Origin of the sequence: Thermus islandicus DSM 21543, from assembly GCF_000421625.1 — a bacterium.
Taxonomy (GTDB): domain Bacteria; phylum Deinococcota; class Deinococci; order Deinococcales; family Thermaceae; genus Thermus; species Thermus islandicus.
Genome location: NZ_ATXJ01000002.1, coordinates 130,024 through 155,441 on the forward strand (window position 1 = coordinate 130,024; position 25,418 = coordinate 155,441).

Annotated in this window: 23 protein-coding genes and 1 other RNA gene; 6 read left to right on the plus strand and 18 right to left on the minus strand. The window is 69.6% G+C overall.

The genetic code is table 11. The annotated features are described in order from the left end of the window. Positions 1 to 117: 117 nt before the first annotated feature. Positions 118 to 486: a chorismate mutase gene (gene aroH / locus H531_RS0103180; protein WP_022797915.1), complete on the minus strand. Its 369-nt coding sequence runs from the start codon at positions 484 to 486 to the stop codon at positions 118 to 120. Between the two features lie 68 nt (positions 487 to 554). On the opposite strand from aroH, the gene H531_RS0103185 reads away from it, so the two are divergent. Then, positions 555 to 1,208, plus strand: coding sequence for a PIG-L deacetylase family protein (locus H531_RS0103185; RefSeq protein WP_028490617.1), 654 nt, complete (start codon positions 555 to 557; stop codon positions 1,206 to 1,208). On the opposite strand, the gene H531_RS12765 is transcribed toward H531_RS0103185, so the two are convergent. The 7 genes from H531_RS12765 to H531_RS0103220 are packed head-to-tail and all read right to left on the minus strand — an operon-like array spanning position 1,096 to position 7,687. Beyond that, positions 1,096 to 2,451 (minus strand): chloride channel protein, encoded by a 1,356-nt coding sequence (locus H531_RS12765; RefSeq protein ID WP_022797917.1) that lies wholly within the window; start codon positions 2,449 to 2,451, stop codon positions 1,096 to 1,098. The genes H531_RS0103185 and H531_RS12765 overlap by 113 nt on opposite strands. Continuing rightward, positions 2,451 to 3,560, minus strand: a complete 1,110-nt coding sequence (locus H531_RS0103195; protein WP_022797918.1) for an amidohydrolase family protein — start codon at positions 3,558 to 3,560, stop codon at positions 2,451 to 2,453. Before H531_RS0103195 ends, H531_RS12765 begins: the two co-directional genes overlap by 1 nt. Beyond that, positions 3,541 to 4,323 (minus strand): GNAT family N-acetyltransferase, encoded by a 783-nt coding sequence (locus tag H531_RS0103200; RefSeq protein WP_022797919.1) that lies wholly within the window; start codon positions 4,321 to 4,323, stop codon positions 3,541 to 3,543. The genes H531_RS0103195 and H531_RS0103200 overlap by 20 nt, the downstream gene beginning before the upstream one ends. Continuing rightward, a complete protein-coding gene (gene menC / locus H531_RS0103205) occupies positions 4,296 to 5,405 on the minus strand; it encodes an o-succinylbenzoate synthase (RefSeq protein WP_022797920.1) in 1,110 nt (369 codons plus the stop codon). Before menC ends, H531_RS0103200 begins: the two co-directional genes overlap by 28 nt. Next, entirely contained in the window at positions 5,396 to 6,661 is a 1,266-nt protein-coding gene (serS, locus tag H531_RS0103210; protein ID WP_022797921.1) for a serine--tRNA ligase, read from the minus strand. The genes menC and serS overlap by 10 nt, the downstream gene beginning before the upstream one ends. A 2-nt stretch (positions 6,662 to 6,663) precedes the next feature. Next, positions 6,664 to 6,933 (minus strand): Asp-tRNA(Asn)/Glu-tRNA(Gln) amidotransferase subunit GatC, encoded by a 270-nt coding sequence (gene gatC, locus H531_RS0103215; protein WP_022797922.1) that lies wholly within the window; start codon positions 6,931 to 6,933, stop codon positions 6,664 to 6,666. Between the two features lie 10 nt (positions 6,934 to 6,943). Next, positions 6,944 to 7,687 (minus strand): DUF554 domain-containing protein, encoded by a 744-nt coding sequence (locus H531_RS0103220; protein WP_022797923.1) that lies wholly within the window; start codon positions 7,685 to 7,687, stop codon positions 6,944 to 6,946. 19 nt (positions 7,688 to 7,706) lie between these two features. Between H531_RS0103220 and mnmC2 the strand changes: the two genes are divergently transcribed. Beyond that, on the plus strand, positions 7,707 to 8,360 hold the full coding sequence (gene mnmC2 / locus H531_RS0103225) for a tRNA (5-methylaminomethyl-2-thiouridine)(34)-methyltransferase MnmC2 (RefSeq protein WP_022797924.1): 654 nt from the start codon (positions 7,707 to 7,709) through the stop codon (positions 8,358 to 8,360). Here the strand turns inward: mnmC2 and H531_RS0103230 are convergent. The 8 genes from H531_RS0103230 to rimP form a co-directional block, all read right to left on the minus strand. Further along, positions 8,257 to 9,450, minus strand: coding sequence for a polysaccharide deacetylase family protein (locus tag H531_RS0103230; RefSeq protein ID WP_022797925.1), 1,194 nt, complete (start codon positions 9,448 to 9,450; stop codon positions 8,257 to 8,259). The genes mnmC2 and H531_RS0103230 overlap by 104 nt on opposite strands. Next, positions 9,441 to 10,607: an MFS transporter gene (locus H531_RS0103235; protein WP_022797926.1), complete on the minus strand. Its 1,167-nt coding sequence runs from the start codon at positions 10,605 to 10,607 to the stop codon at positions 9,441 to 9,443. The genes H531_RS0103230 and H531_RS0103235 overlap by 10 nt, the downstream gene beginning before the upstream one ends. Before the next feature lie 32 nt (positions 10,608 to 10,639). Beyond that, complete coding sequence (secD, locus tag H531_RS0103240; protein WP_022797927.1) at positions 10,640 to 12,844, minus strand: protein translocase subunit SecD; 2,205 nt, start codon at positions 12,842 to 12,844, stop codon at positions 10,640 to 10,642. Positions 12,845 to 12,946: 102 nt separating this feature from the next. Further along, positions 12,947 to 13,243, minus strand: coding sequence for a hypothetical protein (locus H531_RS0103245; protein ID WP_022797928.1), 297 nt, complete (start codon positions 13,241 to 13,243; stop codon positions 12,947 to 12,949). Between the two features lie 8 nt (positions 13,244 to 13,251). Next, the gene (infB, locus tag H531_RS0103250) at positions 13,252 to 14,967 is read right to left on the minus strand and encodes a translation initiation factor IF-2 (RefSeq protein ID WP_022797929.1); all 1,716 of its coding nucleotides are present in this window, start codon (positions 14,965 to 14,967) and stop codon (positions 13,252 to 13,254) included. Continuing rightward, positions 14,936 to 15,211, minus strand: coding sequence for a YlxR family protein (locus H531_RS0103255; RefSeq protein WP_022797930.1), 276 nt, complete (start codon positions 15,209 to 15,211; stop codon positions 14,936 to 14,938). The genes infB and H531_RS0103255 overlap by 32 nt, the downstream gene beginning before the upstream one ends. Positions 15,212 to 15,213: 2 nt before the next feature. Then, a complete protein-coding gene (nusA, locus tag H531_RS0103260; RefSeq protein ID WP_022797931.1) occupies positions 15,214 to 16,371 on the minus strand; it encodes a transcription termination factor NusA in 1,158 nt (385 codons plus the stop codon). Between the two features lie 9 nt (positions 16,372 to 16,380). Beyond that, entirely contained in the window at positions 16,381 to 16,806 is a 426-nt protein-coding gene (gene rimP, locus H531_RS0103265; RefSeq protein WP_022797932.1) for a ribosome maturation factor RimP, read from the minus strand. A 155-nt stretch (positions 16,807 to 16,961) separates the two neighbouring features. On the opposite strand from rimP, the gene ssrA reads away from it, so the two are divergent. The 4 genes from ssrA (at position 16,962) to H531_RS0103280 (ending at position 22,381) form a co-directional block, all read left to right on the plus strand. Beyond that, positions 16,962 to 17,309, plus strand: a transfer-messenger RNA (tmRNA) gene (gene ssrA / locus H531_RS13815). Positions 17,310 to 17,355: 46 nt separating this feature from the next. Continuing rightward, complete coding sequence (locus H531_RS0103270) at positions 17,356 to 18,474, plus strand: metallophosphoesterase family protein (RefSeq protein WP_022797933.1); 1,119 nt, start codon at positions 17,356 to 17,358, stop codon at positions 18,472 to 18,474. Then, entirely contained in the window at positions 18,455 to 21,292 is a 2,838-nt protein-coding gene (locus tag H531_RS0103275; RefSeq protein ID WP_022797934.1) for an AAA family ATPase, read from the plus strand. Before H531_RS0103270 ends, H531_RS0103275 begins: the two co-directional genes overlap by 20 nt. Positions 21,293 to 21,391: 99 nt before the next feature. Further along, on the plus strand, positions 21,392 to 22,381 hold the full coding sequence (locus H531_RS0103280; protein WP_022797935.1) for a pectin acetylesterase-family hydrolase: 990 nt from the start codon (positions 21,392 to 21,394) through the stop codon (positions 22,379 to 22,381). Here the strand turns inward: H531_RS0103280 and H531_RS0103285 are convergent. Together H531_RS0103285 and recG are read right to left on the minus strand one after the other, a co-directional pair. Beyond that, on the minus strand, positions 22,335 to 23,111 hold the full coding sequence (locus H531_RS0103285; RefSeq protein WP_022797936.1) for a hypothetical protein: 777 nt from the start codon (positions 23,109 to 23,111) through the stop codon (positions 22,335 to 22,337). The genes H531_RS0103280 and H531_RS0103285 overlap by 47 nt on opposite strands. Next, positions 23,111 to 25,411 (minus strand): ATP-dependent DNA helicase RecG, encoded by a 2,301-nt coding sequence (gene recG / locus H531_RS0103290; RefSeq protein WP_028490618.1) that lies wholly within the window; start codon positions 25,409 to 25,411, stop codon positions 23,111 to 23,113. Before recG ends, H531_RS0103285 begins: the two co-directional genes overlap by 1 nt. Positions 25,412 to 25,418 lie beyond the last annotated feature (7 nt).

The following is a 25,418-nucleotide window of genomic DNA, read 5'->3' on the forward strand; positions in this document are numbered from 1 at the left end:
GGCCACTCCCGGCTGAGGAGCGCCGCCATGGCCCAAGCCAGATAGGTCTTTTTCATCCTGCACCTCCCTTAGGCTGACCTTCTTCAGGATACGCCCAGGGGGCCAGGGCGTCAAGGCTCATTGGGCGCTTTCCAGATCGGGCCTTAGCCGCACCGCCTCCCTCAGGTACACGTGGCGCACCCGGTCCTGCGGGGTGTCGGTGTTCCAGAGGGCGAGGACGCGGATGACCCGGGGGAGGCTTCCGGGTACCGGCACCTCCCGGGCTGAAAGGAGGGGCACCCGGTGGAGGCCGATTTGCCGCGCGGCCTCGGCGGGGAAGGCCGAGACCAGATCTTCGGTGACCGTGAAGATGACGGCGGCCAGCTCTTCGTGGCTTTGGATGCCGTTGGCCTCTAACATTTTCAGGAGCAACTCCCGTGTGGCCTGGTGAATGGCCTCGGGCGTGTCCTCCTCCACGGTGATGGCCCCCCTGATGCCCCGGACCATAGTTAGGTCCCATGCTAAGGGGTTTCCTGCCCGCGGGCAAGCAGGGTAGACTTTGGGGCATGAACCTTATGGCGGTCTTCGCCCATCCCGACGATGAAATCGGGGCGGCGGGCACCCTGGCCCTGCACGCCAGGCGTGGGGACCGGGTCCTCCTGGTCTGGATGACCCGGGGGGAGCTGGCCAGCCATTTCCAGGGGGTTCCGCCCGAGGAGACGGCCCGGGTGCGGGAGGGACATGGGGCCCATGTGGCGGGGCTTATCGGGGCGGAATACCGCTTTCTCCCCTTCCAGGACACCTTCCTCACGGGGGGCAGGGAGGAGGCCCTGGCCCTGGCCCGGCTCATGGCCGAGTTTCGGCCCCAGGCCGTGGTCACCTGGGACCCTTTGGACGTCCACCCGGACCACCGGGCCACGCACCAAGCGGTGCTCTCTGCCCTGAAGCTTTGCCGCATCCCCAAGTTGGTCGGGGAAGCCCACCGGGAACCCGTGCGCCTTTACCACTATCCGCGGCGGGACCTCTACCGGCCCACGCTCTACGTGGACGTCACGGAGACGGAGGAGGTGGCGGAGGCGGTCTTTGGCTTTTACCAGGGATTTTACCGCTGGCCCCTTACCCTGGAGGAGTTCCGGAGCCTCCGTCGGCTTCGGGGGCGGGAAGCAGGGGTTCGCTTTGCGGAGGCGTTTCAGACGGAGGCGCCTCCGGCGTGGCCCGGGCTTCCCTAGGGGTCTCCTCTTGGGCGGGGGTTAGGGCGTAGGCCAGGAGCACCGCGGGGAGGACCAGGGGCAGGGCGGCGTACCCCCCCCACTCCGCCGAGAGGGCCAAGGCGGCGAAGGGGGCCCGGGCCACGCCCGCCAGCACCGCCGCGCCCCCGGCCAGGGCCAGGGCGTCCGGGGGCAGGGCGAGGGGACCCGAGAGGTCGGCGAGGAGGGCCCCGAGGAATCCCCCCAGGACCAAGGCTGGGGTATAGGGGGCCCCGTAGGCCCTGACCCCCTGGGCCAGGAGGAGGAGGAGGAGCTTGGCCAAAAGGAGGAGGAAGAGGGAGGAGGGAGGGAGGAGGGGGGTGGTGGCGATGGCCACCCATCCCAGCCCGTGGCCCAGGGCCTCGGGCAGGAAGAGGAGGGCAAGGGCCAGGGCCAAGCCCAAAAGGGCGTGCCGCAGGGGAAAGGCCAGGGGCCTGAGGCGGCCTTCCAGGAAGCGGCCTCCCTCCGTCCAAGCCGTGGCCAGGGCGGCGGCCAGAACTCCGGTGAGGAGGCCTAGGGGGACGGCCTCGAGGCCCACCTCCACCCGGAAGGGAAGGAGAGGGGTGTAGCCGAAAAAGGCCCCGTAGACGGCGAAGCCCGAAAGGGCCCCGATCAGGGCCGGGGTGAGGGCGCGGACCTCGAGGAGGAGGGAGCGGTAGAGGATCTCCGTGGCCAGGAGGGCTCCGGCCACGGGGGCGTGGAAGGCGGCCCCGAGGCCTGCGGCGAGCCCGGCGAAGGCCAGGCCCCCGCCCACCCTGGGAAAGCGGCGGTCCAGGGCGCTTCCCAGCCAGAGGCCCAGGACGCCGAAGGGCCCCTCCCGGCCCATGGGGGAGTAAAGAGCGAGTTGCAACACCCCTCCCAGGACCGCCCGGGGGTGGGCGAGCCTCGGGGGTGGGTGGCCCTCCCGGGCGGCGCGGAGGAGGGCGGCAAGCCCTTGCCCGGTCCCCACCAGGCTGGTGAGGGCGAAAAGAAGGGGCAGGAGGAAGGCCAGGGGCCAGAGGAGGGGCCCGGTGAAGGCCTGGAGGAGCCCCCCCTCCCCAGGGGCCTCAGGGGGAAGGTAGCCGAAAAGGAGGCCGAGGGACTCGGCGAGGGCCCTCAGGAGCTGGTTGAGGAGGGCGACCAAAAGGCCCGCCAGGGCTCCGGTGAAGGCGCTGTAGAGGATGAGGGGTCCGGTGGTCTGCCCCCCCTCTTTGGGGGAGGCCTGGGCCCAGGGCGGAGGCCGCATCAGAGGGAGTGTACCAAAGAGGCGGGGGTGCCCCGGGCAAGGCGGGGCGCGGGCAGGCCCAAGGCCCGGTACCCTCCCCGGGTGAGGGCCCGGAGGAGGAGGCGGGGGTCCGCCCGTTCCCACAGGAAGAGGGCCTCGTTCCTTACGTCCAGGTCGGGGCTTGAGCCCCTCGAGTCGGTACCCAGGGCGAGCTCCACCCCGTGCCGGGCGTAGAGGGCGAGGGGGGCCTCTCCCACCCCCAAATTCCCGTTGGAACGGGGGCAGAGAACCACCTTGGCCCCGGCCTCGGCGATGAGCCGCACTTCCTCCTCCTCCACCTGGACGCCGTGGACCAAAACCGTCTTCGGCCCCAGGACCCCCAGGGCGTGGAGGTGCCGGACGGGGGTCGTGCCGGGAGGGGTCCAGGGGGTCCGGGCAAAGCGCCCGTACACCTCCCCTAAGGGGCCTTCCCCCCGGGTGAGGAAGGCCACCTCCTCCCGGCTTTCCGCCGCGTGGACCATAAGGGGAAGCCCCTCCGCCTGGGCATACTGGGCGAGCCTCTTAAGGAGGGGGGGGCTTACGGAGTAGGGGGCGTGGGGGGCGAGGCCCACCCGCACCCTCCCTTCCCGCCTGCGCCAGGCCTCCACCTTGCGCCGCACCCGGGCAAAGGCCTCCTCGGCCTCGGCGGGGTCCGGGGCAAAGACCTCGTAGAAGGCGACCCCAGGAAGGGGGCTCTCCCCGAGGAGGAAGTCCATGACCTCGTCCTTAAAGACGATGTCGGCGAAGGCCCCCGCCCCCGAGGCCAAAAGCTCCTCCAGGCCCCGCTTTGCCCCCTCGAGGCCTCGCCTCTCCCGATGGGCCATCACGTGGGAGAGAAAGCCGGGAAAGGGCCCGCGGTAGAGGGGAAGGAGGGAGAGGTCCAGGTGGGTGTGGGCGTTCACCGGGGGAGGGAAGAGGGCCCGACCCTTCCTGACCACCTCGGCTTCGGGGAAGCGGGCCCTGAGCTCCTCCAGGCTTCCTTGGCCCACCACGACCCCCCCCTGGACGGCGATCCCCCCCCGGAGCATGGGGGTGCCGAAGCCCGTGTAGACCACTTCCGCGGTCCAGAGCTCAACCCTTAGCCAGGACATAGCGGTTGGGCCCCCGGAGGAAGTCCACGGCCACGTAGCCCCGGGCGAAGTACTGGCCGAAGACCTGGCGGCTGTGCTCCCGCCAGGCGAGGGCGAGGGCCGGGTCCTCCTTGAGGATCCGGCCCCAGTCCTCCGGGATCTGGACGAGGACCCTCTCGGCCTCGAGGTCCAGCCGGGCCTCGAGGGGCACCTCCCCCTCCACCCGGTTCACCTGGGGGAGGTCCGCCCCCTCGGGCTCGGGCGGGGGGGCGTAGAGGCGGGTGTAAACCCTTTCCGAGAGGAGGTCCCACTCGGCGAGGAGCCGGTCCGAGGGGGCCCCGGCGTTGATGCCGGACATGGGGCCGTAGTGGTTGGGAAGGTAGCGCCGGGCGGTGGCCCCGAGCTTCCGGAGGTTGAAGCGGGCGTTCGCCCCCCGCATGGGGTCAAAGGTCCAGACCACCCTCCTCACGCCCCGCGAGAGCGCCCAGTCGCGCTGGAAGCGCTTGAGGAGGAGGGCGGCCCCCGTGCCCCGGTAGGCCTCCAGGACCCCCAGCATGTGAGAGTGGTGGAGGGTGGGGTCCTGGGTGGGGAAGCCGAAGACGAAGCCCACCATCGCTCCGTCTAAAAAAGCTCCGGCCACGAGTCCGCCCTCGTCCTGGACCGCCACGAGGAGGCCCCGAGGCACCAGGTCGCTTTCGGAGCGCCCCCAGACCTCCCGCTGGAGCTCCACCACCCGCTCCATCTCCTCAAAGCCCCTCAGCTCGCGGACATGTACCTCTGCCATAGCGTGATCCGCTCCACGAAGGGAAGCTTCAGGTGGACCCCGATCCCCGGGCCCTCCGGGACGGGCATGAGGCCCTCCTTCGCTTCCAGGGCCTCCTCTATGAGGTCCTCCTCCCAGTAGCGGCTCGCCGAGCTCACGTCCCCGGGCTTGGTGAAGCCAGGAAGGGTGGCGAGGTGGAGGTTGTGGGCCCGCCCCACCCCGGCCTCCAGCATCCCCCCCATCCAGAGGGGGATCCCGGCGCTTTGGGCCAGGGCGTGCACCCGGAGGCTTTCCCCGTGGCCGCCGAGGCGGGCGGGCTTGACGTTGAAGACCCGGCCCGCCCCGAGCTCTATGGCCTTCCTCGCCTTTTCCGCCGAGGTGAGGCTCTCGTCCAGGCAGATGGGTGTGGAAAGTTCCCGCTGGAGCCTGGCGTGGTCCAGGAGGTCGTCGTAGGCCAGGGGCTGCTCCACGTAGTCCAGGCCGAGCTCGTCCAGGCGCTTGAGCCGGGGGAGGTCGGCGAGGCTATAGGCGCTGTTGGCGTCGGCGGTGAGGGTGGCCTCGGGGAAGGCCCGGCGCACCGCCTTCAGGACCTCGTAGTCCCAGCCCGGCTTGATCTTGAGCTTGATGCGGCGGTACCCCTCCTTGAGGTGCGCCTCCACCACCTTCAGGGTTTCCTCCAGCGAGGGCTGGATCCCCAAGGAGACGCCCACCTCCACCTCCCGCCGCACCCCGCCCAGGACCTGCCAGAGGGGGCGCCCCAGGGCCTTGGCATAGAGGTCGTAGAAGGCCATCTCCAGAAGGGCCTTGGCCATGGGGTTGCCCCGGAAGGGGGCGAGGGCTTCCCGCAGGGCCTCGGGGTTCGGGAGGTCCTTCCCCAAGACCCGGGGCAGGAAGACCTCCAGGAGAAGGTACCGTGCGCCCTCCACCGTCTCCTCCCGGTAGAGGGGAAGCCTTTCCATCACCCCCTCCCCCAGGCCCTCGAGGCCCTCCCCGAAGAGCCTGAGGAGGAGGAGGGTCCTCTTGGTCTGCACCCCGAAGCTCGTCTCAAAGCGGAACTTTAGGGGAAGCTCCAGGATCCTGAGCTCTGCCGCCTCTACACGCACGGCTCCAACACCTCCTTGCCCAGGTAGGGGACGAGGGCTCCTGGCACCCGGACCCGGCCGTCAGGCAGCTGGTGGTTTTCCAGAAGCATCGCCAGGATGCGAGGGGTAGCCAGGGCGGTGTTGTTCAGCGTGTAGGCGTAGCGGACCCTCCCCCCCTCGTCGCGGTAGCGCAGGCCGGCCCGCCTGGCCTGCCAGTCCAAAAGGGCGGAGCAGGAGTGGGTCTCCCGGTAGCGCCCCTCCGAGGGCAGGTAGACCTCCACGTCCACCTGCCGCCACTTTCCCGGGCCCATGTCCCCGGTGGACACCTCCACCAGGCGGTAGGGAAGCTCTAGGAGCCTCAGGATTTCCTCGGCGTTTCCCAGAAGCTCCTCAAAGGCCTGGTCCGAGGCCTCGAGGCTCGCCTCAGTGAGGACGTACTGCTCCACCTTGTGGAACTGGTGCACCCTCAGGAGGCCCCGCACGTCCTTGCCGAAGCTCCCCGCCTCGGAGCGGAAGGCCGGGGCGTAGCCCGCGTAGCGCTTGGGAAGCTCCTCCCGCTTCAGGATCTCCCCGGAGTGGAGGGCGTTTAAGACCACCTCCGCCGTACCCGTGAGGTAAAGGTCCGTCCCGGCGATGGGCCAGACCTGATCGCGGTAGGCGGGGAAGTGGCCCGTGCCCACGAAGGCGGCCTCCCGGGCGTAGGCGGGCAGGGTGAGGGGGACGAAGCCCTTGCGCGCCATGAAGTCCAGGGCGAAGTGGAGGAGGGCCACCTCGTAGCGGGCGAGGTCTCCCCTCAGGGCGTAGGTGCGGCTTCCCGAGACCTGGCTGATCCTGGGCTCCCACCAGCCGTTCCTCTCCAGGAGGCCCACGTGGTCCAGGGGGGGGAAGGGGAAGTCGGGCGGAGCCCCCACCCGCTTGATCTCCCGGTTCTGGCTCTCGTCCCCCACGGGGGCCCCGGGCCAGGGGGGGAGGGGGACCTGGAGGAGGAGATCCTGGAGGCGGGCCTCCTTTTCCCTCAGGGCCTCCTCCAGGGCCTTGGCCTCCTCCGCCAGGGCCTTGCCCCGGGCAACGAGCCTAGGCCTCTCCTCCGGGGAGGCCTTAGGGACCTGCTTGGCCACCTGGTTGCGCTCGGTCTGTAGCTCCTGGAGGCGTTGCCTCAGGTGGAGCACCTCCTCGTCCAGGGCGAGCAGGGCCTCGAGGTCCAGGTCCATCCCCTTGAGGGCGATGGCCCGCCGGACCTCCTCGGGGTTTTGCCGGATGCGCTTCAGGTCCACCATGGCTATTCCAGCACGGGAGGCACTCGGAAGAAGCCCTCTTCCCGGTCGGGGGCCAGGGCCAGAGCCTGGTCCTGGGGGAGGGAGGCCCCTTCCGCATCCTCCCGCAGGCGGCCCCAGGCCTCCTCGGCCTCCAAGGCCTCCACCTGGGGCAGGGTGTTCACGAAGGCCAGGATGCGCTTCAGGTCCTCAAGGAGGAGGGCCTCCTCCTCCGGGGCGAGCCTGAGCTTGGCCAAGGCCTCGAGCTTGCGGAAGAGCTCGGGGGATAGCTCCATGGGGGCTATCTTAGCGCAGCCGGTCGGCGAGCGCCCAGACCAGGGGGGCGAGGAGGAGGGCGGGGAGGAAGGAGCCCACCCGCACCCGGGTGAGGCCCAGGAGGTTCACCCCCACCCCCAGGACCATGAGCCCGCCCACCCCGGTGACGAGGAGGACCCGGGGGTCCGCCGCCGGGTCGGGGAGGGCCTGGGCGAGGGTGCCGGCCAGGAGGGCCACCCCTCCCTGGTAAAGGAGGACCACCAGGACGCTGAAGCCCACCCCCACGCCGAAGGTGCTGGCGAGGGCGATGGCGCTCATCCCGTCCAGGGTAGCCTTCAGGAGGAGGAGGCTCGCGTCCCCGGTGAGGCCGTTTTGGATGGAGCCGAGGAGGGTCATGGGCCCCACGCAGAAGAGGAGGCTCGCGGCCACGAAGCCCTCGGTGAAGCTCCCCCCACCCCTGACCGCCCGCTTGACCCTTTCCCCCAGGCCCTCGAGGCCCTCCTCCAGCCGCAGGGCCTCCCCCAAGAGCCCTCCGAGGACCAGGGTAAGGAGGCCCAGGACCACCCCGTCCACCGCCCCACCCCGGGCCTTGCCCAGGGCCTGGGCCATGGAGAAGCCGATGAAGAGGCTGGTGAGCCCGACCCCCTGGACCATGATGCGGGCCATGCGCTCGGGAAGCCGCCCCTTGAGGGCGAGGCCGAGCGCGCTGCCCAGGGCCACGGTGGCCGCGTTGGCTAGCGTCCCCGAGAGCTTGTCCAGGAGGGTGAGTTCCATAGCAGGTATTCTAGGGGAAGTGGAGCTCCGCTTGACCCAGGACGGCACGCCCACCCTCTTCCATCCCGGGTACGGGGAGGCCTACCACCCCAGGCAGGGGGCCCTCCTCCAGGCGAGGAGGCTTTACCTGGAGAAGACCCTGACCCACCTTCACCCTTCCCCCAGGATCCTGGAGGTGGGCTTAGGCCTTCTCGTCAACTTCCGGGTGGCCCTGGAAAGCGCCCTCAGGAGGGGGGTGCGGCTCCGCTACCTGGCGGTGGAGCGGGAGCCCCTCCCCAAGGAGGCCCTCGCCGCCATAAGGCTTCCCCTGCCCCGGGCCGAGGCCGTGTTTGCGGAGCTCCTTAAGGCCTGGCCAGAGGAGCGCTTTTCCGGGCCATGGGGGGAGCTTAAGGTGGTCTTCGCCGACGTGCGGGAGGTGGTCCTCCCCCGGGCCTGGGCCACGGCGGTCTTTCTGGACCCCTTCAGCCCCAGGGTGAACCCTGAGCCCTGGGAGGCTTCCGTTCTGGGGAAGCTCCGCCTGGCCTCGAGGCCAGGCGGGCGCCTCGCCACCTACTCCGCCCAGGGGGCCTTCAGGCGGGCCCTCCTCCGGGCGGGCTTCCGGGTTCACCGGGTGCGGGGGGTGGGGAAGCGGGAGTGGACGGTGGGAATCGCCGCAAAAGTTCCTCCCGGGTGAGGTAGGCGAGCTCGGCGAGGAGGCGCCCCCCCCGCGGAAGCTCCCCCCGGTAGAGCCAAAGGAACCAGGCCGCGGCCAGGCTGTACACGAGCCCGGGCCAAGGGGGCAGGGGGGCGGTGCGGAAGCCGAAAACCCTCCCCCCGGGGGCCAGGTGGCTGTAGCCGTAGACCAGGGCCACCTCCGGGTCCTGGGCCACCCGCTCCGCCACCCGGCGGAGGCTTTCCCGCGCGTGCCGAATGGCCTCGAGGGGGGTGAGCTCCATGGCCCGCTGGCTCTCTAGGTGGAGCTCCATGGCCGGGGTGCCCCGGGGGAGGCCGGGAAGGTCGGGGCCGGGAAAGGGCCTCCGCTCCAGGCGGAAGAGGTCAAAGGGCCCGAGGCCCGCCCGCTCCACCCGGCGCTTCCGGTTGTAGCGCTCCTCAAAGCCCTGGAGGCCCCGGATCAGGGCGAGCCTGGGGGTGAGGGGCCTGGGGGCGAGCTCGTCCAGGGTGACGGGCCGGTAGCCCAGCCTTAGCATCTCGGGGAGGGCGGTCTCCAAAAGCCTAAGGGTGCGCTCGGGGCCGTCGTGGAGGAGGACCACGCTCCCTGGGCGCAGGTAGACGAGGAGCCTGTGGGCCAGGGCCTCTGGGGGCAGGGGAAGCCAGTCCTTGCCCTCCAGGTCCCAGAGGGCCACCCGCTTGCCCAGGGCCCGGGCGAAGAGGCGGGTGAAGGGGGTGTGGAGGCCGTGGGGCGGGCGGTAGTACCGGCCGGGGTTGGCCGCCATGTGGCGCCACTCCAGCCAGGGGAGGAGGAGCCGCCAGGCCTGGTGCCACTCCCCGTGGTCCTCCACCTGGTGGCCTTCCCGGCGGATTCGCTCCACCAGGTCCGGCCTTTCCCTTGCCCTCTTTCCGGTGACAAAGAAGGTGGCCTTCACCCCGTGCCGCCCCAGGAGGGCGAGAAGGGCCTCGGTCCTTTCCGAGGGGCCGTCGTCAAAGGTGAGGGCCACCAGGGGCAGCCGCCTCGAGCCGTGGGCGTAGGCCCCGAGGCCCAGAAAGCGGAAGAGGAGGTCGGCGAGGCCGTAGAGGAGGAGGACGAGGCCCAGGGCTACCTCCACCGTTCCCTCCCGAACACGGCGGCGTAGAAGAGGCTTAGGGCCAGGAAGATCCCCCCTCCCGCCAATAGGGGGGCGTGGAGGCCAAAGGCCTCCCAGAGGGCCCCGCCGGCGGTGGGTCCCAGGGCCACCCCCAGGCCCTCCACGCTCATCAGGGTGCCCCAGAGGGCGGCCCGGTTCTCCTGGGGCAGGTTCCGGGCGAGGAAGCCGTTCCACCCCGGCAGGAAGAGGCTGAAGCCCAGGCCCGCCAAAGCGGCGAGGAGGGCCACCTCGGCCAGGGATCGGGCGAAGGCCAGGCGGAGCATGACCCCTCCCAAAAGGGCGAGGCCCAAGACCAGGGCCAGGCGGTAGCCCCCCCGGTCCACCAGGCGGCCCGTAAGGGGAAGGAGGCCGAAGAATAGGCCGCCCCCCAGGAGGAGGAGGGCCCCCAGCGTTAGGGGCTCGAGGCCCAGGCTCTCCTTGGCGAAGCGCAGGAGGAAGAGGGAGACCAGGGCCGGGGCAAAGGTCTGGCCGAAGGCGGCGGGCAGGAAGAGGAGCATGCGGGAAAGGGGGTAGCGGTCCTGGCCCTGGGGGGGCACCGGGATGCGGAAGCGAAGGAGGCTCAAGGTGAGGGCTAGGGCCGCCCCCTGGGCCCACAGGAGGAGGGCCAGGCCGGACTCCGGGTGGCGCTGGGCCACCTGCCCTACCCCGATGAGCCCCACGCCCACCCAGGGCATGACCAGGGTCAGGGTGAAGGAGAGGGCCCGCGCCTCCTTGCCCGGCACCGCGATCCTGCTGGCGTAGGTCATGAGGCCGGGATAGAGGGTGGAGAGGGAAAGCCCCCAGAGGAGGCCCAGGGCCCAGAGGACCCAGGCGGCCTGGGCCAGGGGGGTGAGGAGCAGGGCAAGGAGCCCCACAAAGGCGGCCAGGCTGGCGGTGAGGCCGAAGCCCACCCGTTCCGCCAGAAGCCCTCCCAGGCTTTTGGAGAGGTTTTCCGCAAGCTGGTGGAGGGTGTAGGCCAGGGTGAAGGCGGTGGGCCCCAGGTTGAGCCGCTCGGGGGCATAGAAGGGGAGGAAGCCGGCGAAGAAGCCGCTCCTCACCCCCTCCATGAGCCCGATGGCCAGGATGAGCCTGGACAGCGTGGAAAGCCCCTCGCGCCGCCAAGGAAGAAGGCGAAACACGCTAAAGCCTACCACCCCCAAGGGAGAGGGCCTCAGGCAGGTTTCCGTTTCCCCTGGCGCATGGCCCTCCAGAAGACCACCAGGGCCGAGACCACGTAGATGGAGCTGTAGGTGCCCACGAAGATCCCCACGAAGATGGCCAGGGCGAAGTCCCGAAGGACGCTCCCTCCCAGGAAGAGGAGGGCGAGGATGGGCAAGACGGTGGTCAGGCTCGTCATCACCGTGCGGGAGAGGGTCTGGTTGATGGAGCGGTTCACCATCTCCGCGTAGGGGAGGCCCCGGAGGAGCCGCTGGTTCTCCCGGATGCGGTCGGAGACCACGATGGAGTCGTTGATGGAGTAGCCCACGATGGTGAGCAGGGCGGCGATGGTGGAGATGGAGAACTCCAGGCCCAGGAGGCTGTACATCCCCGCCACGATGGCCACGTCGTGGGCCACGGCCAGGACGCTGGCCACGCCGAAGGCCCAGTCAAAGCGGAAGGCCACATAGAGCAGGATGAGGCCGAGGCCCACCAATACCGCCATGACGGCGTTCCGCCTCAGCTCCTGGCCCACGGCGGGGCCCACGGTCTCGGAGGTGAGCACCTGGGCCTTGAGCTCCCGGGAGAAAAGCCGCTCCAGCTCCAGGCGTTTGGCGTCCTCGAGGGGGGGGAGCTTGAGGGAGAACTCCTTGTAGCTGGCGGTGGGGGCTTGGACCTCGGTGATGACGGCTTCCCGGGCGGGAAAGCCCTTGGCCTCCAGGAAGCGCCTCAGGGTGTCCACGCCCGTTTCCGGGGAGGCCCTTAAGGTGTAGGCGGTGCCCCCCGTGAAGTCAATGCTGTAGTTGAAGCCCTTGGTGAGGGCCACGGCCCCGGCGAGGAGGGCGAGGAGGAGGGAGAGGGCGGTGATGTAGCGGGCGGGCCCCATGAAGTTGATCCGGGGCTCCACGAGCCACATGGGGGGGCGCACCTCCCGCCTTTCCCCGATCCGGTCCAGGAGGTAGCGGCTGAAGATCAGGTTGGAGAACACGCTGGCCACCACCCCGATGGCCAGGGCCACGGCGAAGCCCCGCACGGGCCCCGTGGCGTACTGGTAGAGGGCGGCCGCCGCCAGGAGGTGGGCCGCGTTCACGTCCAAGATGGTGAGGGTGGAGTGCCGGAAGCCCTCGGGAATGGCCTGGCGGAAGCGCTTGCCCGCCCGGATCTCCTCCTTGATCCGCTCAAAGGAGAGGACGTTCCCGTCCACCGCCGCGCCCAGGGTGAGGATGAGGCCGGCGATGCCGGGAAGGGTGAGGGTGGCCCCCAGGCCGGAGAGGGCCCCCAGGATGAGGGCTGAGGTGTAGATAAGGCCCAAGGAGGCCACGAGGCCCAGCCAGAGACCGTAGTAGGCGAAGATGAGGACGAAGAGGGCCAGGGTGCCCAGGAAGGCCGCCTTGAGCCCGGCCTGGATGGCGTCTTGGCCCAGGGTGGGGCCGATGGCCCGGATCTCGGCCACCTTGAGGGGGACGGGGAGGGAACCCGAGCGGAGGACGAGGGCGATCTCGCTCGCCTCCTCGAGGCCCGAAAGCCCCTCTATGACCGCCTGCCCCCCGGTGATGGCCTGGCGGATCACGGGAGCGGTGTAGACCTTGCCGTCCAAGACGATGGCCAGCCGCTTGCCCACGTTGGCCCGGGTCACCTCCTCAAACTTCTTGGCCCCCTCCGGGGTGAAGGTCAGGGCCACCTGGGGGCGGCCAAACTGGTCAAAGACCGCCCGGGCGTCCGCCAGGTCCGCCCCGGTGAGGAGGGGCGGGCCCAGATCCTCGGGCTTGATCAGCTCCTTTTCCAGGTCCTCCCGCTTGAGGCGGGGGTTTTCCCGGAGGGCCTGGTTGATCTGGGCCACGGTGGTGCCCGTGGCCCCCTCCTTGAGGATGCGGAACTCCAGGACCGCCCGCTGCCCGATGAGCTTAAGGGCCCGGTCCTGGTCCGCCTGGGAGAGGCCCGGGAGCTCCACCACCAGGCGCTTTTGGCCCTGGATCTGGATAAGGGGCTCGGCCACGCCCAAGGCGTTGATGCGGTTTTCCAGGACGGTGCGCGCCTTCTCTAGATCGTCGGGGGTGGGGTTGGCTACGTCCGCCTCCAAAAGGATGCGGAGCCCCCCTTTCAGGTCCAGGCCCAGCTTGATCTTGGGCTCGCCGGGAGCCCAGGGTTTCCAGACGAGGAGAACGGCCAGAAGGAAGAGGCCGAGGAGAAAGAAGCCTTCTAGAAGCTTGCGGTTCATCTGCACCTCCCAAAGGTGGATGGGTCTGCCTATGCCGGGGAAGCCGCCCTCAACCCCTTTCCCGCGCCCCTTCCCTTAGGCGCGGGGTTTGGGGCCGAGGGCCTAGCCCCCTTCCAGCTGGAGCCGCCCATAGAGGAGGTAGAGGGGAGGGCTCAGGACCGGGCAGGGGCGGGGGGAAGGGGGGTCCTCCGGCCCTTTACGGCTCAGCAGGGGAAGGGGTTCGGCCCTTGGGGGGAGGAGGGGGCTTAGGGGCAGGGGCTTTCGCTCCTCCTTGAGCACCAGGGTGGGGCCCCCGGGGAAGAGGCCCGCCTCCCCCTTCCCTTGGGGTTGGGGGAGCAGGGCCCCCTGGAGGAGGAGGGCGAGGACCGCCCCCGCGTAGGCCCAACCTTGCCTCGGCAATCCCCCTCCTAGGCGGGCACTTCCACCAGCTGGAAGGCCTCGAGGACGTCCCCCTCTTGGAACGCGTCAAACCCCTCGAGGCCGAGGCCGCACTCGTAGCCCTGGGCCACCTCCCGCACATCCTCCTTGAAGCGCTTGAGGCTTGCGATGCGGCCCCGCCAGATCTCCTGCCCCTTGCGGAGGACCCGGACCTCGGCGTTCCTGGGGATCCTCCCCTGGGTGACCATGCACCCGGCCACCTGCTTCCCCGTGGGCAGCCGGAAGATGGCCCGCACCTCGGCCCGGCCCAGGACCTCCTCCTTGTACTGGGGCTGCTTTTGCCCCTTCACCATGTTCCGCACCTCGTCTATGAGGTCGTAGATGATGCGGAAGGTCTTGAGGAGGACCCCCTTTTCCTCCGCCTTCTTCTTTACCGAGCCGGGCGGGTTCACGCCAAAGGCCAGGATGGCCGCCCCGGCCGTCTGGGCCAGGAGGACGTCCGACTCCGTGGGGGCGCCCACCTGGGCCAGGAGGACATTAATCCGCACCTCGTCCGTGCTCTCCCGCGCCAGGATGTGCTGGATGGCCTCCAGAGAGCCCTGGGTGTCGGCCCGGAGGATCAGGTTCACCTCCTTTTTGCCCTCCTCCTGTAGGGTCCGGAGCAGGTCGGCCATGGTCTTGGGACGGCGCTCCTTTTCCCCCTCCTCCCGGGCCCTCCGCTCCTCCTTGCGCTCCTCGGTGATCTCCTTGGCGGCCACGAGGTCCGGCACCCACTCCACCACGTCCCCGGCGTGGGGGAGCTCCTGGAAGCCCAGGACCTGCACCGCGCTTCCCGGGCCTGCCTCTTTGCGCTGGTTCCCGTCCGCGTCCATCATGGCCCGGATGCGGCCAAAGACCTCCCCGGCCACCACGTAGTCCCCCACGCGAAAGGTACCCTCCTGGACCAGCATGTTGGCGACGACGCCCGCCTGCTTGTCCAGCCTGGACTCCAGGATCACCCCCTTGGGCTCGGCGTTGGGGTCGGCCCGGTAGTCCTCCAGCTCCGCGAGGAGGAGGATCATGTCCAGGAGGTCCTGCACCCCCTGGCCCGTCTTGGCGCTGATGGGGACCACGATGGCGTCGCCCCCATATTCTTCGGGGACGAAGCCCCGCTCCATGAGCTGGCGCTTGACCCTTTCGGGGTCGGCCTGGGGCAGGTCAATCTTGTTGATGGCGAAGAGGAGCTTGGCCCCCGCCGCCCTGGCGTGGGCGATGGCCTCCTCCGTCTGGGGCATGATCCCGTCGTCGGCGGCGATGACGATCACCGCCATGTCCGCCACCCTGGCCCCCCGCTGCCTTATGGTGGTGAAGGCCTCGTGGCCGGGGGTGTCAATGAAGACCACGGTGCCCCCCGGGGTCTTCACCTCAAAGGCCCCCACGTGCTGGGTGATGCCCCCCGCCTCCTTCTCGGCGATGCGGCTTTTGCGCAGGTAGTCCAGAAGGGTGGTCTTCCCATGGTCCACGTGGCCCATGATGACCACCACGGGAGGGCGGCGGGGAAGGCTTTTACGGCGCTCCTCCTCCGCCTGCCTCGCCTCCTGGCCCCGCTTTTCCTTCACCAGCTCCCGGACCGCCTCCGCGTCCTCCTCGGACAGGGTGGAGGCGTGGGACTTGTAGGCCACGCCCATCTGGTCCAGGAGCTCCAGGAGCTCCTCGTTTTTCATGCCCAGCTCTTTAGCCAGCTGGTAGATGCGTACTTTGGCCATCCTTGCCTCCTAGGTGGGCCAAAAGCGCCTCGGAAAGGGCCTTGGCCCGGCCTCCGGCGAAGCGCCGGAGCTTCTTTTCCGTCCAGCACTCGGGGTGGTCGCGGCAGACGTAGGCCCCCCTGCCGGGGAGCTTGCCCGTGGGGTCCAGCCGGAACCCTTCCGGCGTCAGGAGGACCCGGAGAAGCTCCCCCTTGGGCCGCCTCCTGCGGCAGGCCACGCACATGCGCAGGGGGACGTGCCTCATGGCTAGAGGTCCCGGAAGAGCTTTTCAAACTCCTCCTTGGCCCGGCTCTTCTCCTCCAACTCCTCCTGGGCCGCCCGGCGAATGGCCTCGTCCAGGTCGGAGATCTCCGCCTCCTCAAAGTGGATGTCGTACCCCGTAAGCTTGGAGGCCAGGCGCACGTTCTGCCCCCCGGTGCCGATGGCCAGGGAGTGCTGGTCCTTGGTCACCTTGACCCTGGCCTTCTTGGCCTCGGGGTCCAGCTCAATGGACCCCACCTGGGCGGGGGAGAGGGCGTTCCGGATGAACTCCTTCGGGTCCTTGGACCAGAGGATGATGTCCACCTTCTCCCGGCCGAGCTCCGCCGAGACCGCCTGGATCCTTTGCCCCTTGTGGCCGATGCAGGCCCCGATGGGGTCCACGTTGGGGTTGTGGCTCGTGACCGCCACCTTGCTGCGGCGGCCGGGCTCCCGGGCGATGGCCTTGATCTCCACGATCCCCTCGGCGATCTCGGGGACCTCCTGCTTGAGGAGGTACTCCAAGAGTTTCTCGTGGGCCCGGCTCACGAGGAGGGAAGGGCCCTTGGCGGAGCGGTCCACCTTCTTCAGGAAGACCTTGAGGCGCTGGCCCGGGTAGTAGCGCTCCGTGGGGATCTGCTCTCCCTTGGGCAGGTAGGCCTCCCCCCGGCCCAGCTCCACGAAGACGTTGCCCCGGTTGTCCACCCGGGACACCACCCCCGTGAGCACCTGGCCCTCCTTGTCCTTGTACTCGTTGTAGATCCGGTTCCGCTCGGACTCCTTCAGGCGCTGGGTGAGGATCTGGCGCAGGTCCTGGATGGCCACCCGGGAAAGCCCCTCGGGGTCAATGGGGAACTCCATCTCGTCCCCCACCTGGACCTCGGGGTCGTACTGGAGGGCCTCGGAGAGGGCGATCTCCTTGTCGGGGTCCTCCACCTTCTCCACCACCCGGCGGACCTCCACCATCTCTATGCGGCCGGTCTGGGGGTCAATGTAGACGTCCACCTCGGGACCCCGCCCCTCGTCGATCTCCTCCTTTCGGTAGCCCTTCTGCCTCTTGATGTACGCCTTGCGCAGAGCTTCCTTGAAGGCCTCGAGGACCTCCTCCGGGGTTACCCCCCGCTCCAAGGCCAGCTGGTGCAGTGCGTCTAGGAATTCTCGGTTCATCTCTACCTCCTACCGCGGCTCCTCGGGCCACTCGGCGAGGGTGGCCCGGAAGGTGCCCAGGGTGAGGCGCCTCTCCTCGGAGCCTACCTGGAAGACCACCTCATCCCCCTCCACCCGGAGGATGCGTCCCACGAAGCCTTCGGGGCCTGGGACCTTGGCCTTTAGACCCTGGAAGCGCTCAAAGTGGCGGCGGGTGAAGAGGGGCCTTCTGGGCCCTGGGGACTCCACCAGAAGGCGGTAGCTTCCGGGAATGGGGTCCTCCCGGTCCAGGACCGCCTCAATGTGGCGGCTTGCCCGTTCCAGGTCGGCCACGCGGATGGGCTTTTCGTCCTTGCGCTCAAGCCGCACCAGGACCTCTCCCGGGGCCTCCCTGACCTCGAGGACCTCGAGGCCCAAGGGCTCCACTGCCTCCTCCACCAACCGCCAAAGGTCCACGGGCACCTCCTAAGCCTCCCTTCACAAAGGAAGGGTGGGCTTACACCCACCCCCCTCCCTTGGGAGCACTGGCCCTAGTCTACACCCAAGGGGCCCTTGACTACAACCCCTTTAGCCTGGTAGACTCAAGGTTGCCGGTCCGATCCCGGCCCTATGGGGGTGAACGGTCTCGACGGGGGTCGCCGAGGGCAGGGTTGCGCGCCGAGGTGCGGGTGGCCTCGTAAAAACCCGCAACGGCATAACGGCCAACACTGGCTACGCTCTCGCGGCTTAATCCCCGCGACCCCGCCCGGTAGCCCGGCCGGGGGCTCACCGGAAGCGGGGACACAAACCCGGCTAGCCCGGGGCGAGGCCCCGTAGCCCTGGGCGAAGCTTGAGCGGGGCTTGCCCCTGGCCGCCCGTCCGCGGGCCAAGCTAGGGGGACACCCAAAACGCGGACTACGCGCGTAGAGGCCCGCCGTAGGGACCTTCGGACGGGGGTTCAACTCCCCCCACCTCCACCACAGGGCGCCTTCGGGCGCCCCTTCCTTTTGTCCGTAGAATGGGGCCGTGCGCCTATTGCACACCGCGGACTGGCATTTGGGAAAGGTGTTGAAGGGGGTGGACCGCACCCCGGAGATCGGGAAGGCGTTAGAGGACCTTCTGGAAATCGTCAAGAAAGAGCGGGTGAACCTGGTGGTGGTCTCGGGGGATCTCTTTGACCGCCCCCAGGTTTCTGCGGAGGCCGAGGCGCTGGCGGTGGACTTCTTCCTCCGCCTCAAGGCGCTTGGGGTGCCCGCCCTCGTCATCGCCGGGAACCACGATCCGAAGGAGCGCCTCGAGGCCCTTTCCCCCCTCTTCGCCCTGGCGGGGGCCGAGGTGCGGGGCAAGCTTCTTTTCCGCGAGGAGGGAGGCGTGGTGGAGGCGGGGGACCTGAGGGCGGCCCTCCTCCCCTTCGTTTCCGAGCGCATCTTGGTAAAGCGCGTGCTCCAGGAGGCGGAGGAGCGCCACCTCGCTTACGCCGAGGCCATGCGGAGGGTTCTCGCCAACCTGGAGAGCCCCCTGATGCTGGCCCATTTCGCCCTGGAGGGGGTGCGGCCCGGCGGCGGGGAGTTCTCCTTCCACCTTGCCGGAAGCTACGCGGTGCCTGCCTCGGCCTTGCCCCTCAGGGCCCGGTACCTGGCCCTGGGGCACATCCACCGCCAGCAGCAGGTCTCAGAGGCCCCCCTGGCCTGGTACCCCGGAAGCCTCGTCCAGCTGGACTTCGGGGAGGGGGAGGAGGCGGAGCGGGGGGCCCTTCTCGTGGAGCTTCCCCCCGCAGGGCTTCCCCGGGTCCACCCCATCCGGGAGCGCTGGGGCAAGCCCCTCAGGACCTTCCGCCTGAAGAGGGAGGAGCTGGACGGGAGGTTCGCCGAGATGGAGCGCTTTCCCGGCTACCTCCGCCTGGTGGTGGAGGGCAGGCTTTCCCCGGCGGAGAAGGAGCGGTTTTACCGGGCCCTGCCCCACCTCCTCGCCCTCGAGGCCGCCTCGGAGCTGGCCTTGGAGGAAAAGGCGGAGGGTAGGGCGGAGCTCGGCTTCGTGGAGGCCTACGGGCGCTACCTGGAGGAGAGGGGGCGAAAGGAGGAGGCCCTTCTTGGGCTTTTGGAGCGGGTCTTGAGGGAGGTGGAGCTTGAGGCCCCTGTGGCTTGAGCTGGAGGGCTTTGGCCCCTACCGGGAAAGGCAGGCGGTGGACTTCTCCGACGTGGAGCTCTTCGCCATCACCGGGCCCACGGGGAGCGGCAAGAGCACCCTCCTGGACGCCCTGGCCTTTGCCCTCTACGGCCGGGTGCCCCGGGTGGGGCGGCAGGTGGGGAGCCTGGTCCACCCCGCGGCCAGCGAGGCCCGGGTCCGCCTGGTGTTTGCCGTGGGGAGCCGGCTTTACCGGGTGGAGCGGGTGCGGGGCCGGAAGGGCGAGGCCCGGCTCTTTGAGCTTACGGAGGGGGAGCGGCTCGTGCCCCTGGAGACCCTGGACCAGCTCAACGGGGCGGTGGAGGACCTCCTGGGCCTCTCCTACGAGGCCTTCACCCGGGCCCTCCTCCTGCCCCAGGGGGAGTTTGACCGCTTTCTCAAGGGGGAGGCCAAGGAAAGGCGTCAGCTCCTCATGGACCTCTTTGAGCTCTCCCGCCTCAGGAAGGCTCGGGAGAGGGCAGCCCAAAAGCGGGCCCAGCTCAAGGAGGAGAAGGACCGCCTGGAGGGGGAGCTTCTGAGTCTGGCCGAGGCCACGGAGGAGGCCCTAGAGGCCCTGGAGAAGGAGCTTGAGGCCCTTAGGCAAGAGGAAGGCCGCCTAAAGGGGGAAAAGGAGCGCCTGGAAAAGGAGGCGAGGGCGGCGGAGGACCTTTGGAGGGGGCTACGGGAAAGGTCCCTTCTGGAGGTCCAAAGGGCCAGGCTCTTGGCTGAGGCCAAGGAAGTGGAAGGCCTCCGCCAGCGCCTCTTTCGGGCCGAGGAGGCCGCACGGGCCCTGCCCCTTTGGGAACGGTACCGCAGGTGGGAAGGGGCTCTGCGGAAGACCGAGGAGGAGATGGCCGAGCTGCAAGGGCGCCTCCTTGACCTCGAGGCCGAGCTCCAAGCCCAGGCCTTTGACCCCGGGGCCCTGGAGGAGGCCCGGAGGAGGCTTGGCGAAGACCAGGAGCTTAAGGCCCTCGAGGCCCTCTGGAAGCGGGTGGCGCCGGCCTTTGCAGGCGCTCTACCCGAGCCCCCCGCGGCCCGCCTGGACCCCGGGGCCCTGGAGGGGATCCTGGAGGAGGAGGCCTCCCTGGAAAGGGCCCAGGAGGTCCTGAGGCGGCTTGTGGAGCGGGAGGAAGCCCTAAGGAAGGCCCAGGAGGCCCTGGGGGAGCTGGAGAGGAAGGGTAGGGCCCAGCGGGAGGGGGTGGAGGGGCTGAAGGCGCGCCTCCAGGGGGCCCGGGCCCACCGCTTGGCCCAGGTGGAGGCGGCGCTTTTCGCCCTGGAGGAGGAGGAAAAGGCCCTTCGGGAAGGCCTGGAGGCCCTGAGGGCGGAGGAGCGCCGCCTGGGGGTTCTTGCCTACCGCGACCTCCTCCGCCCCGGGGAGCCCTGCCCCCTCTGCGGCGGGGTGGTGCACCGCCTGCCGGAAAGTCCCCCCCTCCGGGACCTGGAACGGGAAAGGAAGGAGCTAGAGGAGCGCTTGGGAAGGCTGGAGCGGAAGCGGGGCGGCCTCCTCGCGGAAAAGGAGACCCTGGAGGGCCTTTTGGGGAAGGCCAGGCCCGAGCCCATCCCTGACGACCCAAAGGCTCTGGAAGGGGAGCTCAAGGAGGCGGAGGAGAAGCTGGCCCACCTTCGGGAGGCCTATAAGGAAGAGCGGGGCCGGGTCCAGGCCCTGGAGGAGGAGGTCCAGGGCCTCAAGGAGCGGGTGGCCCAGGGAAGCTTCACCAGCCTCCCCGAGGTGGAGGCGAGGCTTGCCGCCCTCAAGGGGGAGAAGGCGGCCCTGGCCACGGGGCTTCGCCGCCACCTCCTGGAGAGGACCGGGGGCCTCGAGGTGGAGGGGTACCTGAAGGGCCTAGAGGACAGGGTCAGGGAGCTGGAGGCCCAGCAAAAGAGGGAAAGCCTCCTCAGGGAGGAGATCGCTCGGCTGCAAAGCGGCCTTTTGGGGCTCAAGGCCCGCAAGGAGGAGCAAACCCGGGCCCTGGAGGAGGCCAGAGCCCTGCTGGAGGGGCTGCTCTCCGAGGAGGAGGCCCGGGCGCTCGCGCTTTCGCCGGAGGAAAGGAGGGCCCTGGAGGGGAGAATCCGCGCCCACGAGAGGGAGCTTGCCGAGGTGGAGGCCCGCCTGGAGGCCCTGGCCCACCTCCCCAACCTCTCCCTTTCGGAGGCCGAGGAGCGGCTTAGGGCGATCCAAAAGGGCTTGAAGGAGCTGGAGGGCCGTTTGGAGCACCTGGCCCGAGAGATGGGGGCCAAAGAGGACCGCCTGGGGAAGATGCGGGAGGGCCTCAAGCGGAAGCAGGCCCTGGAGGCCCGCCTGGCCGAGGTGGCACGGGAAATGGCCCTATGGGAGAAGCTCGCCTGGGACCTTCAGGAGAACAACTTCCCCGAGTACCTGCTGGACCTCAGGCAACGGGACCTTCTGGCCCGGGCGGACCACTTCCTCGCCCACCTCTCGGGGCAACGGTACCGCTTACGCGTCCAGGGAGGGGAGTACTGGGTGCTGGACCTCTGGACGGAGGCGGAGCGCCCCGTGCGCACCCTCTCCGGGGGGGAGAGCTTTCTCGCGAGCCTCTCTCTGGCCCTGGCCCTCTCCGAGGAGCTCTCCCGGGGGAGGCTTGGGGCGCTTTTCCTGGACGAGGGCTTCGGCACCCTGGACCCGGAGGCCCTGGAGCTGGTGGCGGGGGTCCTGGAGGCCCTTCCCACCCGGGGGCGGCTCGTGGGCATCGTAACCCACGTGGCCGCCCTCGCGGAGCGGCTTCCCGCAAGGCTCGTGGTGGAGAAGCGTCCCGCGGGAAGCCGGGTGTACTGGGCGTGATTCGGGCGCGGGGCGTGGAGGGGTTGGCCAAGGGGCGTTTTGCGGCTTTTCTTGACCAAGTGCAAGTTCTTCTCTAGAATGGGGCTCGGAGGGGAAAAGATGAAGCGGCTTATTTCCCTGGTGTTCCTGTTGACCCTGGCCCTGGCCCAGGGCCTCGAGGCCTTCTGGAAGGCGGTGGAGGTGCCCGGGGGCGTCTGCGCCGATGGCTCCCCCTACCGCTTCTACGTGAGCCCCGGTGACCCGAAGAGGGTGGTCCTGGACTTCCAGGGGGGCGGGGCCTGCTGGGACGCGGCCACCTGCGGCCCGGAGAGCCGGACCTACCGCAAGCGGGTGGACGTCCAGGAGCTCTACCTGGCCCAGGGCATCTATAACCGGATGAGCGTGGCCAACCCCTTCTTCGGCTGGACCCACGTCTTCGTGCCCTACTGCACGGGGGACCTCCATGTGGGCCGGGCCAGTGTGGACTATGGGGGCTTCCGGGTTTTCCACCAGGGCGCCCGGAACGCCCAGGCGGCCTTGGACTACCTCTACAAGAACTACCCGGCCCCCGAGCGGGTTTTCGTCACCGGCTGTAGCGCCGGGGCCTACGGGGCCCTTTTCTGGGCCGACCGGGTGCTCGCCACCTACCGAAACGCCCAGATCGCGGTGTGTGGGGATGCGGGGGTGGGGGTGACCACGGCCGACTTCCCCGGCTACGCCCGCTGGAACCCGAGGCTGCCCGAGCTTCCGGGGCTTTCCGATCGGCCGAGGGTGTCGGAGATCTACCTGGCCCTGGCCAAGGCCTACCCCAAGGCGGTCCTGGCCCAGTACACCACGGTCTTGGACGGGACCCAGATCTTCTTCTACGGCCTCATGAAGGGGGAGAGGAGCCCCTCGGAGGCCACGGCCCGGGAGTGGGCCGCCCTGGCCCAGGAGGCCGTCCTCACCCCGGCCCAGGCGCCGAACTACACCTTCTACCTGGCCCCGGGGAGCCAACACTGCATCCTCCCCCGCCCCGAGCTTTACACCTTGAAGGTGGGGGAGGTGAGCTTCCTGGACTGGCTCAAGGCTCTGGCCGAGGGGAAGGTGCCCCCCCGGGTGCGGCCCTGAGGCCGAAGGCGGCGAACCAGGTCCGGAGGTCGGGGTAAAGCTCCACGAGGAGGCGGTGGCCCTTCCTGCGGTCCAGGGGGGCGGCCTCGAGGAGCCTTCGCAGAAGGCGGTCGCCGTCTTGGGCCAGGAGTTCGGCCGCCTTCAGGGTGAAGTGGGCCTGGAACCAAAGGGCGCTCCCGAGGTTGCCCCGCCGCCTTTCGTAGGCCGAGAGGCTCCGCTTTCCCGGGTCCAGGCGGGAGAGGTAGCGGCTCCAGGTGAGGAGGAGGCCGGCCAAATCCGCCCTTTCCCTCTCCAGACCGAGGAGGAAGAGGTAGTTGGCCAGAAACTCGTCCAGCCACCGCGCTCCCGTGCGCAGGCGCCACGCCACCTGTAGGGCGTGGGCGTATTCGTGGCCCAGGTTGAGGTCCAAAAAGGCGGGGATCTCCCCCGGGGGAGGCCCCAGGGGGAGGAGGACTTCCCGCAGGCGGTGGAGGAGCCTCTCCGGGTAGGTAAGGGGGGCGTAGAGGGCGAGGCCTTCCGGCCCTGTGTGCTGGAAGGGCAGGCCGTAGGGGTAGGGGAGCCAGGCCCGCCAGTCCCTCTCGGAGAGGACGAAGAGGCGCACCACGGGCAGGGGAGCGTAGGGGGCGTAGGCAGGGGCGAGGGAGAGCAAATAGGCCTGGAGCGCCCTGGCCCGAAGCGCCCCCCCTTCGGAGAAAAGGGTGGGGATGTGGGGGTGGGGGAGGACTTGCATCAGATGACTTCCCGGAAGCCCACCCGCTCCGCCTGGGCCCTCAGCGCCTCCTTAAGGGCCCGGTGCTCCGGGAGGTCCAGGGTGGGGTCCTTCTCCACGATGGCCTTGGCCAGGGCCCGGGCCCGCTCAATGACCTCGGCGTCCTCGGACAGGTCGCCGAGCCGGAGCTCGGGGTAGCCCGACTGCCGGGTGCCCCTGAGCTCCCCGGGGCCCCTAAGCTTCAGGTCCATCTCGGCGATGTAGAAGCCATCGGTGGACTCCTCCAGCACCTTGAGCCGCTTCAGGGTCTTTTGGCTGGCCTCCCCCGCAAGGAAGATGGCGTAGCCCGGAAGCCCCCCCCGCCCTACCCGGCCCCGGAGCTGGTGGAGCTGGGCTAAGCCGAAGCGCTCGGCGTTTTCCACGATGATGAGCGTGGCCCGGGGGATGTCCACCCCTACCTCCACCACCGTGGTGGAGACGAGGAGGTCCAGGGCGCCTTGGCGGAAGGCCTCCATCACCTCCTCCTTTTCCCGGGGGGGCATCCTGCCGTGGAGGAGCCCTGTGCGGGCCTCGGGGAGGAGGCCCTTAAGCTCCTGGTAGAGGGCGGTGGCCGCTCGTAGGTCCAGCTCCTCCGATCCCTCAATGGCCGGGGCTACCACAAAGACCTGGTGCCCCTTCCTAACCTCCTCTCGGGCGAAGGCATAGGCCTGGAGGCGGAGGCGGTGGGGGAGGACCTTGGTCCTCACGGGGGTGCGGCCTGGGGGCATCTCGTCCAGGACGCTCACCTCGAGGTCTCCGTAAAGGGTTAAGGCCAGGGAGCGGGGGATGGGGGTGGCGGACATGACCAGGACGTCTGGGGGGGTCTGGGCCATCTTGAGGAGGGCGCGGCGCTGCAGGACCCCGAAGCGGTGCTCCTCGTCCACCACGGCGAGGCCCAGGTCTTGGAACCCCACCCCCTCCTGGATGAGGGCATGGGTGCCCACGGCCACCTGGGCCTCCCCCGAAAGGAGGCGGGCGAGGGCGGCCTCCTTTTCCCGGGGGCTCATGGAGCCCAGGAGGAGCTCCACCCTCACCCCCAGGGGGAAGAGGTAGCGGGTGAGGTTCTGGTAGTGCTGCCGGGCGAGGATCTCCGTGGGGGCCATGAGGGCGCCCTGGGCCCCGTTCTTGGCGGCGAGGTACAGGGCGAAGGCCGCCACCACCGTCTTCCCCGAGCCCACGTCCCCCTGGAGGAGGCGGGCCATCTGGCGGGGGCTTTGCATGTCCCGGGCGATCTCCCCCATGACCCGTTCCTGGGCCCTGGTGAGGGGGAAGGGAAGGGCCTTTTGGAAGGCCTCCACCCAGGCCGCCTCCACCCGGAAGCTCCGGCCCAGGACCAGCCCCCCTGCGTCCAGGAGGGCTTTGACCTCCAGGAGGAGGTACTCGTCAAACCTGAGGCGGAGAAGGGCTCGCTTCAGGGCTTCCTCGTCCTCTGGGAAGTGGATGCCCTTCAGGGCCTCGGCATAGGGGATGAGGCCCAGCCCCTCGCGGTAGGCCTCGAGGGGGTCCGGCAGGGGAAGGGCCCCTTCCAGGGCCCGATGGACGGTGCGGCGCAGGAAGGCCTGGCTTATGCCCTCCTTGGCGGGGTAGATGGGGACGATGCGCCCCGTGGAGAGGGACTCGGTGCCCTCGTCCTCAAAGTGCTCCACGAAAAGCTGGACCCCGCCCCGCCGCTGGACCCGGCCTGTGACGATGAGGGTGGCCCCCTCCTCCACCTGGGAGAGGACCCAGGGCTGGTTGAACCAGACCAGGGTGACCCGCCATCCCCAGGCGTCCTGGGCCTTGACCTGGACGAGCTGCATCCCCTTTTTGGGGGTCTTCACCAGCTCCTTGGAGAGGACCTTTACGGCCAGGGTAGCCTTCTGCCCGTCCTCCAGGTAGCGCACCCCGGGGAGGGCCCTCCGGTCCTCGTAGCGGCGGGGGTAGTGCTGGAGCACGTCCCCCACCGTATGAAGCCCGAGCTCCGCGAGCTTTTTGCGGCTCTGGGGGGGGACGAGGAGGTGGGCCGGGTCCGAGGGGGAAAGCCGGGTCGGGGTGGCTTGGGCGGGGACCGCTTGGCCCTCGAGGAGGCGGAGGGCTTCCTCCAGGATGCGCTTCCTTTCTTCCGGAGGCCGTTCCCCGTAGCCCCGGAAGAGTTCTAAAAGCTTGGGGAAGGGACGGGCGAGGTTTTGCACCAGCCCCTCGAGGCCCCCCACCACCACCCGGTCCCTGGCCCCGTCCTGGAGCTCCCGGAGGATGGGCCGCCGGAGCCTTTCCCGAAGTTCCCCTTCCCTCACGCCCCCCATGATACCC